At 65.8% G+C, this 13,261-nt stretch carries 10 protein-coding genes; 6 read left to right on the top strand and 4 right to left on the bottom strand.

Annotation, left to right across the window (positions count from 1 at the left end):
* The first annotated feature begins 2 nt into the window (after positions 1–2).
* Together ACTUWL_RS03725 and ACTUWL_RS03720 are read left to right on the top strand one after the other, a co-directional pair.
* Positions 3–818, top strand: coding sequence for an alpha/beta hydrolase (locus ACTUWL_RS03725; RefSeq protein ID WP_021082104.1), 816 nt, complete (start codon positions 3–5; stop codon positions 816–818).
* A gap of 174 nt (positions 819–992) precedes the next feature.
* The gene (locus tag ACTUWL_RS03720; RefSeq protein ID WP_021082105.1) at positions 993–2,636 is read left to right on the top strand and encodes a benzoate-CoA ligase family protein; all 1,644 of its coding nucleotides are present in this window, start codon (positions 993–995) and stop codon (positions 2,634–2,636) included.
* A 51-nt stretch (positions 2,637–2,687) separates the two neighbouring features.
* On the opposite strand, the gene ACTUWL_RS03715 is transcribed toward ACTUWL_RS03720, so the two are convergent.
* The gene (locus ACTUWL_RS03715; RefSeq protein ID WP_021082106.1) at positions 2,688–4,292 is read right to left on the bottom strand and encodes an MDR family MFS transporter; all 1,605 of its coding nucleotides are present in this window, start codon (positions 4,290–4,292) and stop codon (positions 2,688–2,690) included.
* 8 nt (positions 4,293–4,300) lie between these two features.
* Entirely contained in the window at positions 4,301–5,488 is a 1,188-nt protein-coding gene (locus ACTUWL_RS03710) for an HlyD family secretion protein (protein WP_021082107.1), read from the bottom strand.
* Positions 5,489–5,646: 158 nt separating this feature from the next.
* Between ACTUWL_RS03710 and ACTUWL_RS03705 the strand changes: the two genes are divergently transcribed.
* Positions 5,647–6,354: a TetR/AcrR family transcriptional regulator gene (locus ACTUWL_RS03705; protein WP_021082108.1), complete on the top strand. Its 708-nt coding sequence runs from the start codon at positions 5,647–5,649 to the stop codon at positions 6,352–6,354.
* 39 nt (positions 6,355–6,393) lie between these two features.
* Here the strand turns inward: ACTUWL_RS03705 and ACTUWL_RS03700 are convergent, their stop codons facing one another.
* Both ACTUWL_RS03700 and ACTUWL_RS03695 read right to left on the bottom strand, forming a co-directional pair.
* Positions 6,394–8,091 (bottom strand): ATP-binding protein, encoded by a 1,698-nt coding sequence (locus tag ACTUWL_RS03700; RefSeq protein ID WP_021082109.1) that lies wholly within the window; start codon positions 8,089–8,091, stop codon positions 6,394–6,396.
* A gap of 147 nt (positions 8,092–8,238) precedes the next feature.
* Positions 8,239–9,165, bottom strand: a complete 927-nt coding sequence (locus ACTUWL_RS03695; RefSeq protein ID WP_021082110.1) for a LysR family transcriptional regulator — start codon at positions 9,163–9,165, stop codon at positions 8,239–8,241.
* A 155-nt stretch (positions 9,166–9,320) separates the two neighbouring features.
* Here ACTUWL_RS03695 and ACTUWL_RS03690 point away from each other — a divergent pair, with 155 nt between their 5' ends.
* Genes ACTUWL_RS03690 through tkt form a run of 3 tightly spaced genes read left to right on the top strand, consistent with a single transcriptional unit; the run spans position 9,321 to position 13,251 of the window.
* Positions 9,321–10,352 carry a class 1 fructose-bisphosphatase gene (locus ACTUWL_RS03690; RefSeq protein ID WP_373012043.1) on the top strand — a complete coding sequence of 344 codons (1,032 nt, stop codon included), beginning with the start codon at positions 9,321–9,323 and terminating at the stop codon, positions 10,350–10,352.
* A gap of 11 nt (positions 10,353–10,363) precedes the next feature.
* Complete coding sequence (locus ACTUWL_RS03685) at positions 10,364–11,239, top strand: phosphoribulokinase (protein ID WP_021082112.1); 876 nt, start codon at positions 10,364–10,366, stop codon at positions 11,237–11,239.
* The gene (gene tkt, locus ACTUWL_RS03680) at positions 11,236–13,251 is read left to right on the top strand and encodes a transketolase (RefSeq protein ID WP_021082113.1); all 2,016 of its coding nucleotides are present in this window, start codon (positions 11,236–11,238) and stop codon (positions 13,249–13,251) included. The genes ACTUWL_RS03685 and tkt overlap by 4 nt, the downstream gene beginning before the upstream one ends.
* Positions 13,252–13,261 lie beyond the last annotated feature (10 nt).

Raw genomic sequence — 13,261 nt, 5'->3', positions numbered from 1 at the left:
CCGTGGCCGGGATCGATTACGAAGTCGAATACAACAACCGGGCGCGGGTGCTGGAAAACCCGGCGATCATGGCCGGCTGGGCGCGGGACTCCGCGGCGTACCGCGAGCAGCATCCGCCGCGGCGTCTGAGCTATGGTCCGGGCGAGCGCAACTTCATCGACCTGTTCGAGGGCGATCGTGATGGGCCTCTCGTCGTGTTCATCCACGGCGGCTACTGGCAGGCGCTCGACGGCTCGTCGTCGAGCCATTGCGCGCGCGGCCTCAATGGCCACGGCATCAGCGTCGCGGTGCCGAGCTACGATCTGTGCCCCAATGTCTCGGTCGGCGACATCATCGGCGAGATGCGTGCGGCGTGCCGCGAACTGGCGAAGCTCGGCCGGCAGCTGGTCGTGTCGGGACATTCTGCCGGCGGACACCTTGCCGCATGCATGCTGGCGACCGATTGGCCCGCCTGTGATGCGTCGTTGCCGAAGAACCTGGTCAGGGCTGCTTACGCGATATCAGGCCTGTTCGAGCTCGAGCCGCTGGTCGGCACCTCCATCAACAAGGCGCTCGGCCTCGATCGCGACGCAGCAAGGGCGGCGAGCCCGCTGCTCTGGAAAGCACCTGCCGGCACGACGCTTGATGCGGTGGTTGGTGGCGCCGAGAGCGCCGAATATCACCGGCAGAGCCGGACCATCGCCGATGTCTGGGGCGGCGCGGGCGTTGCCACGCGGTTCGGCATCGTGCCCGACGCCAATCATTTCACCGCGATCGCGCCGCTCGCCGACCCGGCGTCGGACATGGTCGCGCGGTTGAAGCAGCTCACGCAGATCTGAGGCTCTGAGGGATCGCCGGCGACAGCCGAGTGATTTCCACGCGACATCTACCCTTGCGCCAAATTATTTTAAGTATAAAATGATTGGCGATTGGAACGCTGCCGGGCGTCCCCGATATCAGTCGTCTCGACGTTGGTCTTTGGCCTTTCTGGATGGAAAGCGAGGGGCAATCGAATGTCAGGTGAATTTCCCGGGCTCGGCCCATCCGGGCATGTCGACGATTTCGCGCGGCGCAACCTGCCGCCGTTTCAGCAATGGCCGCAGCTGCTGCTCGACCGGCCGGAATTCAAATATCCCGACTATCTCAACGCCGCGGTCGAACTGACCGACCGGATCGTCGAGCAGGGCATGGGCGATCGTATCGCGCTGATCGGCAACGGCCGGCAGCGCACCTACAAGGAATTGACCGATTGGTCGAACCGCCTGGCGCATGCGCTGGTGGAGAATTACGGCGTCAAGCCCGGCAATCGCGTGCTGATCCGCTCGGGCAACAATCCGGCGCTGGTCGCGGCCTGGCTCGCGGCGACCAAGGCCGGCGCCGTCGTCGTCAACACCATGCCGATGCTGCGCGCCGGCGAACTGTCCAAGATCGTCGACAAGGCCGAGATCGCGCTGGCGCTGACCGACAGCCGCATCGCCGACGAGCTGGTGGCTTGCGCCAAGACCAGCAAATTCCTCAAGCAAGTCGTCAATTTCGACGGCACCTCCAATCATGACGCTGAGCTCGACCGGATCGCGCTGAACAAGCCGGTCAAGTTCGATGCGGTGAAGACCGGCCGCGACGATGTCGCGCTGCTCGGCTTCACGTCGGGCACCACCGGCGAACCCAAGGCGACGATGCACTTCCACCGCGATCTCCTGATCGTCGCTGATGGTTATGCCAGGGAAGTGCTCGAGGTGACGCCCGACGACGTGTTCGTCGGCTCGCCGCCGCTTGCCTTCACCTTCGGCCTCGGCGGGCTCGCGATCTTCCCGCTGCGCTTCGGCGCCACCGCGACGCTGCTGGAGAACGCGGCGCCGAGCGAGATGATCCGGATCATCGAGACCTACAAGGCGACGATCTGCTTCACCGCGCCGACCGCCTATCGGGCGATGATGGCGGCGATGGACAAGGGCGCCGACCTGTCGTCGCTGCGGCTCGCGGTCTCCGCCGGCGAGACGCTGCCGGCGCCGGTGTTCGAGAGCTGGACCAGGAAGACCGGCAAGCCGATCCTCGACGGCATCGGCAGCACGGAATTGCTGCACATCTTCATCACCAACCGCGCCGGCAGCGCCGTCGCCGGCACCACGGGTACGCCCGTGACCGGCTACCAGGCGAAGATCGTCGATGAGGACATGAACGAGCTGCCGGCGGGGCAGGTCGGCAAGCTGGCGGTGCGCGGCCCGACCGGCTGCCGCTATCTCGCCGACGCCAGACAAACGAAGTATGTCCGCGACGGCTGGAACATCACCGGCGATGCCTTCGTCAGCGACGAAAACGGCCGGCTGTCGTTCGTGGCGCGCGCCGACGACATGATCATCTCGGCGGGCTACAACATCGCCGGTCCCGAGGTCGAGGCGGCGCTGCTCGGCCATCCCGATGTCGCCGAGTGTGCCGTGATCGGCGCGCCCGACGAGGAGCGGGGACAGATCGTCTCGGCCTTCATCGTACTGAAGCAGGGCGCGCGCAGTGACGATGTCGAGGTCAAGCTGCTGCAGGATCACGTCAAGGCGACGATCGCGCCGTACAAATATCCCCGCGCGATCGCTTTTGTCGAGGCGTTGCCGAAGACCCAGACCGGGAAGATCCAGCGCTTCAAGCTGCGCGAGGCGAGCTAAAAATCGGGCGACGGCTTGAAGCCGTCGCCCCGGACATCGTAATCAATGAGATCAATGCGCGCCGGCGCCGCCCGCCGCGCTCTTTGGCTTGCCGGTCAGAACGATCGCGATCGCAGCGAGCGCCAGCACGACGCCGATCACGGCGAAGGCGTCACTGAAGCCGAGCACCAGCGCCTGACGCTTCACGATGTTGCCGATCGCCACGATCGCCTGGCTGTGCGCGGTGGCGGGGTCGGCGACGCCGTGGCTGAGGAAGTAGTTGGTGACCTCGGCGATCCGGGTCCGCACCTCGTCGCGGCCGAGATGAACGGACTGGCCGATGATGTTGGAGTGGAACTGCTCGCGCTTGGTGACAATGGTCGAAAGCAGCGCGGTGCCGATCGCGCCGCCGAGGTTGCGCATCATGTTGGAGATGCCGGAGGCCGCCGGCGCATCCTGCGGCGCGACGCTGCCGAGGCTGATGGCGGACAGTGGCGCCAGCGTAATCGCCTGGCCGACCGCGCGAACGATGTTCGGATAGAAGAACTGGTCGCCAGAATAGTCGAGCGACATCTGGATGTTCATGAAGGAGGAGACCGCGAACAGCGCCATGCCGGTGAACGCGATCAGCCGGGCATCGAAGCGCTGCATCAGCTTCGGCACCAGCGGGATCAGGATCAGCTGCGGCAGGCCGGTCCAGGCCAGCACCTGGCCGATCTGCTCGGCATTGTAGCGCTGCACCTGGCCGAGATAGGCCGGCAGCAGATAGACCGAGCCGAACAGCGCAAAGCCGACGAACACCGCCGAGATCGTGCCGAAGCCGAAGCTGCGTTGGGTCAGCAGCCGCAGCCGGAGCAGCGGCTTCTCGACGACCAGCTCGATCCAGATGAACAGGGTCAGGCTGACCGCGGCGATCACTGCGAGCTTGACGATGAAGGGCGAGCCGAACCAGTCGTCCTTGTTGCCTTCCTCCAGCACCGCCTGCAGCGACGACAGGCCGACCGCCATCGTGATGATACCGAGCCAGTCACCTTCGCGCAGCAGATGCAGCTGCATCGGCTGGCGCTCCAGCGTGAAGGAGAGGGTGGCGACCATGACCGCGGTTGGGATCACGTTGACGAAGAAGATGGTCTGCCAGCCGTAATTTTCGGTCAGGTAGCCGCCGATGGTCGGGCCGATCGCCGGGGCAAAGGTCACAGCGAGCGCGAACATCGCCAGCCCGATCGGCTGCTGCACCTTCGGCAGCTTGGTGAACACCAGCGTGAAGGCCATCGGGATCAGCACGCCGCCGAAGAAGCCCTGCAGGCCGCGCATCGCGATCATCGATGGCAGATCGTGGGTGAAGGTACATGCGACCGAGAAGGCCGCGAACAGCGTGGCGAAGGTGATCATGATCTTGCGGAACGAGAACACCCGGCTGAGGTAGTCGGTGAGCGGGATCACCACGATCTCGCCGATCAGATAGGACGTCGAGATCCACGAACCGTTGTCGACGCCGGTTCCGATGCCGCCCTCGATGTTGAGCAGCGAGGCGTTGGTGATCTGGATGTTGAGGATCGCCATGAAGGCGCCGATCATGGCCGCCAGGATCGAGACCCAGACGGTCACACTTGCGCGATTGGGATCTACGGCGGCGCGGGGCGCGGCGGCAGAGGAGGAGAGCGCGAGGTCGGACATGACATCACCTATTTGAACGAGGCGACAGCGAGCTTCGGCGTGGCTTTGGCTTGCGGAGCCTGCTCGGCAGGATGTGAAAGCGTCGCAATGGAGGGGATCACCGACATGCCCGGCCGCAGATCGACATTGGTTGCGTCGAGCACGATCTTCACCGGGATGCGCTGCACCACCTTGGTGAAGTTGCCGGTGGCGTTATCCGGCGGCAGCAGTGCGAACTCCTGGCCACTGGCCGGTGCCAGGCTGTCGACATGGCCGCGCACGACCTGGCCGGGGAACATGTCGACCTCGATCTCGACCGGCTGGCCCTTGCGGACATTGGTGAGCTGCGTCTCCTTGTAGTTCGCGATCACATAGGCGCCGGTGGCCGGCACCAGCGACATCAATTGCGTGCCGGCCTGGACGAACTGGCCGGTGCGCAGCGTGCGGTTGCCGACCACGCCGTCGATCGGCGCAGTGATGGTGGTGTAGCCAAGATTGAGCTCAGCCTGGTTTTGCAGGGCGGTGGCCCGTCCCAACGCCGCAACCGCCTGGGCGATCTCGGCCTTGAGCAGCTCCACCTGGCGCTCGGCGGAAGCGAGGTTTGCGGTGTCGCGGGCGATAGCGGCCTGCGCGCTGGCGTAGCGCGACTGCGCCTGCTGCGCGTTCTGCACGCTGCCATAGCCGGTGCCGGCGAGGTCGGTGTAGCGCTTGTTCTCCTGCTCCGCGAAGGTCTGCGTCGCGGTATCCACCGCAAGGGTCGCGCGTGCCGCTTCGATCACCGAGTGCTGCACGTCGAGCTGGGCACGCTTGCTGGTGATCGCGGCTTCGGCGGCAGCGACGTCGGCCTTCGACTGATCAAGCGCGACCTTGAAATCGCGCTCGTCGATCCGCGCCAGGATCTGCCCGGCACGCACATGCTCGTTGTCGCCCACCAGCACCGCGCTGAGATAGCCGGAGACCTTCGGCGCGATCGTGGTGTTGTCGGCCTTCACATAGGCGTCGTCGGTCGAGACCTGAAAGCGGCCGACCGTCCAGTAATCCCAGCCGTACCAGCCGCCGCCCGCGAGAACGGCAGCGGCCGCGCCGGCGAGGAGGAGGCGGCGAAGCTTGCCCTTGGCGGCAGGGGGCTTGGCCGTTTCCGGGTTGGCGACCAATTGCTTGGCGGTTGCGGCCGGAACCGGGCTCTCGGCCTTGAAAGACGTTTCATGCTGGCTCATGGCAGTGGCTCCTGGAAGCTCTATATCCCTCTGGGAAACCTTGCGGATTTCGCTCCAGGTCGCCTGGGATAATTAGGAAACTTGATGTTTTCCAAAATATCCCCCATATTTGGAGTGTCAATAGAATGACAGGCATCATCTAAAAGCATGGCTTGCCGATGAACCGGAATGACAAAGCTCAGACTGAGCAGAACCTGGCTGTGCCGGAGCGGCGCGGCCGCGGCCGGCCGCAGCTCCGCTCCGACGACGAGACGCGCGCGCTGATCTACGAGGCCGCGCGGCGCGAGTTCTCCGAGCGCGGCTTCGCGGCGGCAAGCATCGCCGACGTCGCCTGCCGCGCCGGCGTCTCCACCAAGACCCTCTACCGGCTGATCCCGACCAAGCTGGCGCTGTTCGAAGGCATGGTGACTGACCGGGTCGACCGGTTCGTCTCCATCGTGAATCTCGGCGCCTGCGACGGCCGCAACGTCGCTGCAGCCCTGGAGACCGCCTTGCTGACCTGCGCCGAGCTCATTCTCGATGCCGAGGTCATCGCCCTGCAACGGATCATCCTGGCCGAGAGCGACAAATTCCCCGACATTGCCGAGACGTTCTACGAGAAGGCGATGCAGCGGACCATCGCCGCACTGGCGAGCTGGCTCGGCGTGCAGCAGCGGCGCGGGCGGATCGTGCTCGATGATGCTGAGGCTGCCGCAGGCATGCTGCTCGGCATGCTCGTGTTCAAGCCGCAACGCGACGTCATGTTCGGGCACAAGCCCGCGCCACTGCACAGCGAGATGGAAGCCCGCGCGAAGGCCTGTGCGGCACTGTTCCTGTCCGGATGCGCCGCGCCGGCCGACCAGATCAAGAAGAGCGGAGAGGCATGATGCCGGAGCCAGCCGCGCTTTGGTCCTGAGCGGGCCGCCTTACTTGGCTGCTACCGCTGCTGCGGGGGGCTGCGTCAGCACCTGGCGGATCATCCGGGCCAGATCGGCCTTGCGATACGGCTTCGGCAGCAGCGTCACGTCGGGGTCGAGACGGCCGTGGTGGATGATCGCGTCCTCGGTATAGCCGGAGGTGAACAGCACGCGAACCGAGGGCAGCTTGGCAGTCACGGCATCGGCGACCTGCCGGCCGTTCATGCCGCCGGACATGATGACGTCGGTGAACAGCACGTCGCAGACAAAGCCCTTCTCGACGGCGGCCAAGGCTTCGGGGCCGTTGGCGGTGACCATGGTGCGGTAGCCGAGCTGCTCGAGCTGGGCGCTGACGTAGTTGCGCACCAGCGGATCGTCCTCGACGACCAGGATGGATTCATGGCCGCCGCGGGTGTCGACCGCCGGCGGCGGTTCGACATCAACCATGTCGCCCATGCTGCGCGGCAGATAGAGCTTGATCGACGTGCCATGGCCTTCTTCGGAATAGATCTTGAGGTGGCCGTCTGACTGCTTGATGAAGCCGTACACCATGCTCAGCCCGAGGCCGGTGCCCTTGCCGGTGTCCTTGGTGGTGAAGAACGGCTCGAACACCTTGTCGCGGATGGCCGCGGGGATTCCGCCGCCGGTGTCGCTGACCGCGACCATCACGTATTCACCCGCGCGCACATCGGGGTTGGCCGCGGCATAGACCTCGTCGAGGATGACGTTGCTGGTCTCCAGCATCAGCTTGCCGCCGTCGGGCATCGCATCGCGGGCGTTGACGGCGAGATTGAGCAGTGCGGTCGCCATGTGGTTGGGATCGATGAAGGCCGGCCAGGCGTCCGGCTCGAGCGCGGTATCGATCTCGATCTGCTCGCCCAGCGACGGACGCAGGAGCCTTGCTGTGTCCTGCACCAGCGTATTGAGATCAGCTTCACGCGGCTGCAGCGGCTGCTGCCGCGAGAAGGCCAGCAGATGCTTGGTCACCTCAGCGCCGCGGAAGGCGGCGTCGCTGATCATTTTCGTCACCGACGACAGCGCGGCGTCGTGCTCGACGGCTTCGGCGAGGATGTCGATCAGGCCGGTGATGACGGTCAGGATGTTGTTGAAGTCATGGGCAATGCCGCCGGTGAGGTGGCCGACGGCCTCCATCTTCTGCACCTGGCGCAGCTTCTGCTCGGCTTCGAGCTGCTCGCGGGCGACCTCGACCTCGCGGGCGCGCATGAAGATCTCGGCTTCCATCTGCTCGGTGCGCTCGCGCAGCCGGTCGGTCAGCTCGGCCTGCTCGGCGCCGCGCTGCTTCAGCTGGATGAAGCTGGTGACGTCTTCGACCCGATGGATGATGTAGATGAACTGTCCGGTCGGCCCGAACACCGGCGTGTTGCGCGGGCTCCAGTACTTTTCCTCGAATCCGCCGCCCTCCGACTCGGGCTTGCGGATGTCATATTTCTGCACCGACATGGTGTCGGGACGGCGGAACTGGACCACGCGTTCGAGCGAGGTGCGCAGGTTCCGCACGCCGTCGGCGGCCGGATCGTCCGGATTGTCGGGAAACATCTCGAACAGGTTGCGCCCGAGGACCGCTGCGCGCTCGGTCCTGGTGGCACGCAGATAGGCGTCGCTTGCTGCCACGATACGGAAGTCGGGCTGGGTCAGCACCAGATAGAGGCCGGGCGCCGCCTCGAATAACGCCTTGAAGTCAGGCATCGGCGGGGACTGATTTTGCAGTTCATCCTCCCTCGCAGGGATACGGTCCGCCACTGACCGCACCCAAGATGTGGCACGCGTTTGCCGGAACTTCAATGGTTAACATACGGTACCGGCTCGATTTTCTCGATCGCGCATGCATCGGGGCTAGTGCGAATTCGGCAGGTAGCGCCAGCCCTCCTTGCCGAGGAAGTCCAGCATCGCCTGTGCGGGCGGCAGCAGGATCTTGTCGGTGCGCCGGATCGCATGCCACTGCCGGACGATCGGCAGGCCCTTCACCTTGAGCACCACCAGCCGACCGTCCTCCAGCTCGTGGAACACGGTGTGCTGTGAGATGAAGGCGATGCCGAGCCTGGCCATCACCGCCTGCTTGATGGTCTCGTTGCTGTCCATCGCCATGCCGAGCTTCGGCTCCAGCCCGACCCGCTCGAAATATTGCTGCATCAGCATCCGCGTGCCGGATCCCTGCTCGCGGGTGATGAAGGTTTCATTGGCGAGCTCCGGCGGTGAGACGTGGCGCCGCCGCGCCAGCCGGTGATCGGGCGCCGCGATGATGAAGTGCGGATGGCGGCCGAGCGGCTTCATCTCGACCTCGACATCGGCCGGCGGCCGGCCCATCACGGCGATGTCGAGGTCGTAGCCGCGCAGCGCGTCGCGGATTTCCTCGCGGTTGCCGATCCGCAGCGTTACCTCGATCTTGGGAAAGCGACGCGAGAACGCGGCGATCGCAAACGGCACGAAATACTTCGCGGTCGAGACCGCGCCCAGCGCGACGCGGCCGCCGCTGCGGCCGGCGATCATGTCGAGCGATTGCTCGCAATCCTTCAGCGCCGCCTCGACCCGCTCGACCAGCGTCAGCACATGCGCGCCGGCATCCGTCAGCGCCATGCCGTCGCCGGTACGCTGGATCAACGGCAGCCCCGCGAGCGTTTGCAGGTTGCGAAGCTGCAGCGTCACCGCGGGTTGCGTCAGGTTGAGGCGGTTGGCCGCCGACGTGATCGAGCCTGCCTCGTGCACGGTGGACAATGCGCGCAGCTGGCGAATGGTGAGATCTCGCGTGAAGTTGCCGGCCATGCCCAGCTCCATAAGAAATACTTTGCTCGGACCAAAGATAATAAAATTTCCCTAATTGGGCAATTCGCACGTTGATACGGCGAAGGCGACTCCCCTGAGATCGCCTCTCGAAGCCTCGGGACAGAGGGCGCGATCATAGGGAGAGGCCGGTGGAAATTCGTCCAGCATTGCATGCCCATCTGGAGTGGCCGACGCAGCATAATCCGTTGCGCGCCGCGACCGTTGCGGCGATCGAGGCGCTGGCCGGTGCCGCGCTCGAGCTGTCGCGCATCATTGCCGCCGGGCCGCTCGCCGGCATCGTCGGCGAGAGCGGCGGCGTCAATCCCGACGGCGATCGCCAGAAGACCATCGACATCGTCGCCGACCGCCTGATGCGCGACGCGCTGCGCACCGCGCCGGTCGCCGCGGTGCTGTCGGAGGAGGCGGAGCTGCCGGAGACACTCGATCCGGATGCGCCGCTCTGTGTCGCGATCGATCCGCTCGATGGCTCGGCCAATCTCGAAAACAATATCTCGATCGGCACGATCTTCTCGATCCGGCCGAAGGGCAACGACATCATCTCGACCTTCTTCGAGCCCGGCACGGCGCAGTGCGCCGCCGGCTGCTTCATCTATGGTCCGCAGACGGTGCTCGTGCTGGCGCTGGACCGGCGCGTCGACCGTTTCACGCTGGATCCGCGGACCGGCGAGTTCGTGCTGACGGCGCGCGATCTGCGGGTGCCGCAGGACACGCCGGAATTCGCCATCAATGTCTCGAACCGGCGGCACTGGAGCGGCCAGGTGCGCAATTACATCGACGAGTGCCTGGCCGGCGTGAACGGCGAGCACGGGCAGGACTTCAACATGCGCTGGATCGGCTCGCTGGTGGCGGAAGCCTACCGCATCCTGATGCGCGGCGGCGTGTTCCTGTATCCGGCGGATGCGCGCCAGGGTTACCGCGAAGGCCGGTTGCGCCTGCTGTATGAAGCGCATCCGATCGCGCTGATCATGGAGTGGGCTGGCGGCGCGGCGTCGAGCGGCCGCTCGCGCATTCTCGAACTCTCGGCACGCACGCCGCATCAGCGCGTGCCGCTGATCATGGGATCGGCGCGCGCCGTGCGCGCCGTCGATGCGATCCACCTGACCGTCGAGCCGTTGTTCGAGAGCAGCGATGCCCCGCTGTTCGCGCGGCGCGGCCTGTTCCGCTGAAGGGGGAGCCCATGTCTCGCAGGCACCCCATCATCTCGATCACCGGCTCGTCGGGCGCCGGCACCACCTCGGTGAAGAAGACGTTCGAGAACATCTTCCGCCGCGAGAACGTGGTCGCGGCCTATATCGAGGGTGATGCGTTCCACCGCTACGACCGCGTCGAGATGCGCAGCATGATGGTGGAGAAGGCGGAGCGCGGCAACAAGCACTTCAGCCATTTCAGCCCCGACACCAATCTGTTCGAGGAGCTGGAGAGGCTGTTCCGCGACTATGCCGAGACCGGCACCGGAACGACGCGGCACTATGTGCATGACGAGGAGGAATCGCGGCTCTACGGCGCCAAGCCCGGCACCTTCACCGCGTGGGACGCGCTGCCGGAGAATTCGGACCTCTTGTTCTACGAGGGCCTGCATGGCGCCGTGGTCACCGACAAGGTGAACGTCGCGCAGCACGCGGACCTCAAGATCGGCGTCGTGCCGGTCATCAATCTCGAATGGATCCAGAAGCTGCACCGCGACCGCAGCCACCGCGGCTATTCGACCGAGGCGGTGACCGACACCATCCTGCGCCGGATGCCGGACTACGTGAACTACATCTGCCCGCAATTCACCGAGACCGACATCAACTTCCAGCGCGTGCCGACGGTCGACACCTCGAACCCGTTCATCGCGCGCTGGATCCCGACCCCTGATGAATCGATGGTCGTGATCCGGCTGAAGAACCCGCGCGGCATCGATTTTCCCTATCTGCTCTCGATGATCCCCGGAAGCTTCATGTCGCGCGCCAACTCGATCGTGGTGCACGGCGCCAAGCTCGACCTCGCGATGCAGCTGATCCTGACCCCCCTGATCCTGCAACTGATCGAACGAAAGAGGCGCACGATATGACGACCGCACTTGCGTCCGTTGCGAGCCGCCCGGAAATCAGCCACGACGAGATGGCCAACGCCATCCGCTTCCTCGCCATCGACGCGGTGGAGCAGGCGAAGTCCGGCCATCCCGGCATGCCGATGGGCATGGCCGATGTCGCGACCGTGCTGTTCACCGACTTCCTGAAGTTCGATCCCGCCGATCCGGCCTGGCCCGATCGCGACCGCTTCGTGCTGTCGGCCGGTCACGGCTCGATGCTGCTCTACGCGCTGCTTTACCTCACCGGCTACGAGAGCATGACGCTCGATCAGCTCAAGGCGTTCCGGCAGTGGGGATCGCAGACCCCGGGGCATCCGGAGTATGGCCATACGCCTGGTGTCGAGACCACGACCGGGCCGCTCGGGCAGGGTATCGCGACCGCGGTCGGCATGGCGCTCGCCGAGCGCCTGATGAACGCCCGCTTCGGCGACGATCTGGTCGACCACTATACCTATGTGATTGCCGGCGATGGTTGCCTGATGGAGGGCCTCAGCCATGAGGCGATCTCGCTCGCCGGCCATTTGCGGCTCAATCGCCTGATCGTGCTGTTCGATGACAACCGGATCTCGATCGATGGTGCGACCTCGCTGTCGTGCTCGGACGACCAGGCGGCGCGGTTTGCGGCCAGCGGCTGGAACGTCTGCCGCCTCGACGGCCACGATCCGCAGGCGATCACGGCGGCGATCAGGCAGGCCCGGGCGAGCGATCGTCCCTCGCTGATCGCGTGCCGGACCGTGATCGGGTTCGGTGCGCCGAACCGGCAGGGCAGCGAGAAGGTGCATGGCGCGCCGCTCGGCACCGACGAGGCGGCGAAGACCCGCAGCGCGCTGCGCTGGCCGTATCTGGCCTTCGAGGTTCCCGATGCCGTGCTGGCCGAGTGGCGCGAGCTCGGCGGCCGTGGCCGCGACGCGCGGCGCGCCTGGATCGAACGTTCGCGTGCCGCCTGCAAGGGTGAACGGTCGCCGTTCCACGACGCGCTGAACCGGAAACTGCCCTGCGCCTATACCAAGGCGATGGCCGCGCTCGTCGAGCGCTTTGCGACCGAGCGGCCGAAACTCGCGACGCGGCAGGCCTCGCAGCAGGTCATCGATGTGATCGCGCAAGCCTTGCCGAACCTGCTCGGCGGCTCGGCTGACCTCACACACTCCAACCTGACGCAGGCGAAGTCGCAGGTTCCGGTGCGGCAGGATATGCTCGACGGCAGCTACATCCACTATGGCATCCGCGAGCACGGCATGGCGGCGGCGATGAACGGCATCGCGCTGCATGGTGGCTTCATTCCCTATGGCGGCACCTTCCTGTGCTTCGCCGATTACAGCCGGCCGGCGATCCGCCTCGCGGCGCTGATGGGGATCCGCGTCATCCATGTGATGACCCATGACTCGATCGGGCTCGGCGAGGACGGGCCGACGCATCAGCCGGTCGAGCATCTCGCCGCGCTGCGCGCGATCCCGAATGTGCTGGTGTTTCGTCCGGCCGACGCGGTTGAGACCGCGGAAGCCTGGGACTGCGCGCTGAAGGCGGAGACCTCGCCGTCGATCCTCTGCCTGTCGCGGCAGGCGCTGCCGACGATCCGCGACGGCAGTAGGGACAACCAGGTCGCGCTCGGCGCCTACGTTCTGGTCGAGCCGTCCTTCGCGCGTGACGTCACCCTGATTGCAACGGGTTCGGAGGTGGCGATCGCGCTCGAAGCCGCAAGGCTGCTGGCGGAAGGGGGAATGCAGGCCGCGGTCGTCTCGGCTCCGTGCTTCGACCTGTTCCGCCAGCAGCCGAGCGACTATCGCGCAAGAGTCCTGGGCAGCGCGCCGCGCGTCGGCGTCGAAGCCGCCGTCGAAGGCGACTGGGCGCGCTGGCTCGGCGACGACGGTGCGTTCGTGGGCATGACCGGCTTCGGCGCGTCCGCGCCGGCCGACGTGCTCTACCGCGAGTTCGGCATCACGCCTACGGCAGTCGCCGCAACCGCAAAACAGCTCATCCAACGGGCGAATTGAAAGGAGGACG

The sequence above is a fragment of the Bradyrhizobium sp. WCU1 genome (assembly GCF_053474805.1).
The sequence above is the reverse complement of the archived record's forward strand: the minus strand, read 5'-3'. Positions and strand labels throughout refer to the sequence as shown.